Raw genomic sequence first — 2,942 nt, 5'->3', positions numbered from 1 at the left:
AAGAGGGTGGAATGGTCAACAGCAACCCCATGAACCCCGCGAACACTCCGAACGGTGGGATTCCCATCGCCGCAAGACCCAACAGGGAAAACAGGACGGCATATTTCGGCATCGCCGCGGCCAGTCCGCTGATGGCCTGAGGATCCACGTCGTCGCCATATCTCGTGCGGATGACCTGCCAGGCAACCAACAGCCCGCCGGTCGCAAGACCGACGGCTCCGGCCAGCACGGCCGCGCGCGGGGTCGTCGTGTGGGCTCCTGTGACAAACCACCAGAGGATCGAAAAGAACGAGACACTGCCGTAGCCGACCAAGAGCCGGACGCGCGACTGCGCCAAGGCCTTGATCGCGCCGTATAGCGAGCTGATCAAAGCCAAGAGGCTGACGACAGCAACGAATTCATTCGGCATTGTCGGCATGACCATCGACAGTCCGTGAAGGCCAAGCACGGGCAGCAGCAACACAATGAACGGCGGCAAGCTGCCCGGCAATCTGGTCAGCGCCGTGAGATATCCGTTATGAAAAGGCATGAGCGGCAACAGAACGGCACAGGTTGCCAAGGATGCCACAGATGAAACGGGCGGTCCGGCCGCGAGGGAAAGGCCGGCGCCGACGACACCGACACCGAAGGAGCCGATGCCCCACCAGGAAATGGGCCAGAGCGTGGTGTGGTGACGGTACAGGAGAAACATGATGATCAGCATGAGCGAGATCTGACACAGCAGGGCGACCGAATTCCCGGCGGTGAGCACGCCCATTCCTAAACCGAGAAAGACCAAGATCATAGTCCAGGAGAACCGATGGTTCTCGTGAACGGGCTGGCCTAATACGGACACGATGGCTGCGAGAGGCAGCAAATAGAGCGGTAAGAGACTATCTGGCGGAGACGGAAGCAGGTTGGCGACTCCGACGGTCGCCGCGAGGCTGATGACAGACCAGACGATCGCAGACCTCTTCACACGGTAAGGATCGGACCGGAAGGCCAGACAGACGAGCGCGCCTGCAAACGGAATCCCGGCGAACAGGCATGGGATAAGTATGTCCGTCATCGGGACCACCCGCGTTCCAGCTTGTCGATCCGATGAACCAGTTGTGCGGTCATCGAGCCGATCAGCTGATAGAGTTCATCGGCATACATTCTGTTCAGGAAGACCGTATAGAGGCGAATCCTGATGTTCTCGATCCAAGTCGGCATCCGGACCATCCGACCGTGGGCACGCATGTATAAGTAGGTCCAGCCGAAGATCGTCATGAGAGCGGCCATCGCGACCATGAGGTCGAAGAGCCAGTCCGGAAGATCGGCGGCCTTGAAATACGATGCCACCTCTTCCGGGTTCGGGTAGAGGAATGCGGTGAACGACTCGACGGCGAATAGATAGACGAACACGATGAAGAGGAGCGTCAGCAGCATAATGACCGACACTTTCCACGAAGCCACGGCACGGAGCCGTGTGAGCGTCAAGATCGCTTGCGACGAGGTGATCCAGATGAAAAAGAGGATAATGACGGTTCCCTGGGATTCCAGTAACGGAATGCGCAGAACTCCATGCGTCGCCAATAAGATGAGCAGCGGAATAAACAGTGTCGTCACAAACCCCGTCGCCCAGGTCAAGCGCGAGAATCCCGCCTTGTCATCCACATGGTCCATAGGAGGGAAATGCGGCTCTTGTCGCGCCTTGTGGATGACATTTCCACAATTGAGGAAAACCGTGGCCTTGAAGAGGCCATGAGCGATCAAATGAAAGACCGCGAGCGAAAAGGCACCCAGGCCGCATTCCATGATCATGTAGCCCATTTGCCCGATCGTCGAAAAGCCGAGCGTCTTCTTGATGTCGTTTTGGGCCAGCATCATCGTCGCGCCGAGAGCGGCGGTCAGTGTCCCGACGACAAAGGCGACGTGCAGAGTGGTCGAGCTCATTCCAAAGAGCGGAGCGAGGCGATTAATGAGAAATCCTCCGGCGTTGATGATACCCGCGTGCAGCAATGCATGGACCGGCGTAGGCGCAAAAAGCGATCCAGGCAGCCACAAATGGAGAGGAAACTGAGCCGATTTGCCCATTGCCCCGATAAAAAGGAGGAAGGTCAGGGCCGTTGTGGCGCTGATCTCCATCCCGGGCAGAATCGAAAGGGTCATGGGCGCCGCAGCCGCTCTCGCAAACAGCTCGTGGAATTCGAGGGTGCCGTAGAGTTGATAGGCGAGGACAATGCCGGCAAGAAACGCCGTATCGGCGATGCGCAACAGCGTAAATGTCTTGAACGCCCCGGCCAACGTCGCGGCATGGACATGGTTGTGCGCGAGCAGGTAGAGCAGGTAACTGAGGATTTGCCAAAAGAGAAACAGCATCATGAGGTTCCCGCTCGAGACCATGCAGATCAACACGAAGTCTGTCAGGCAAATCAACGCGAGATACCGGCGCGCATGATGATCCTGGTACATATAGCTCGTCGAGTAGCAGTAAATAATGGTGCTGACGCCCGTGATCAACGTCATCATGACCGCGCTCAGCCGGTCGACATAGAAACCGATGGGAATGATGAAGGATGCGACGGAGTCAGGATCATAGAACCGAACGGTGATAGGACCCTCCGATGCGACCAAGGCCAGCGCGCCAATGGCGCCGAGGAATGCTAGGCCGATGGGATAGGCAGACGCCTTCGCGCGATTGAAACGCGGCGCCTCACCGCGCATCATCACGATGCCGGCGGCGGCCAGAAGGAGACATGGAACGATGAGTACGAGCAACAGGAGCACGTCATTTCCCTAACAGACTGCTGAAAAACCGGCCGCGGTGTTCGCGGCGATTAGACGACCGCCCAAAGTACGCTTCGCCTAAGATACTGGGCGATCACCGGACATTGCCCGTCCACGAGACACGGCTGCCTCACCGGCTCGCTCGCCTCGCGGCGAAGCCGAGGGCGGGCGTCTACAAGTATGCCATGCCT

General features: G+C 58.3%; 2 protein-coding genes. Both read right to left on the bottom strand.

Annotated features, from left to right (window positions below; genetic code table 11):
- The coding region (locus tag ACOSYY_RS08720; RefSeq protein ID WP_421661878.1) for a proton-conducting transporter transmembrane domain-containing protein at window positions 1–1,048 on the bottom strand (1,048 nt) is incomplete at its 3' end.
- Window positions 1,045–2,751, bottom strand: a complete 1,707-nt coding sequence (locus tag ACOSYY_RS08715; protein ID WP_421661877.1) for an NADH-quinone oxidoreductase subunit 5 family protein — start codon at window positions 2,749–2,751, stop codon at window positions 1,045–1,047. The genes ACOSYY_RS08720 and ACOSYY_RS08715, both read right to left, overlap by 4 nt.
- Window positions 2,752–2,942 lie beyond the last annotated feature (191 nt).

The organism is Nitrospira sp. BLG_2 (genome assembly GCF_049222245.1).
This window is presented reverse-complemented; position numbering and strand designations above follow the sequence as displayed.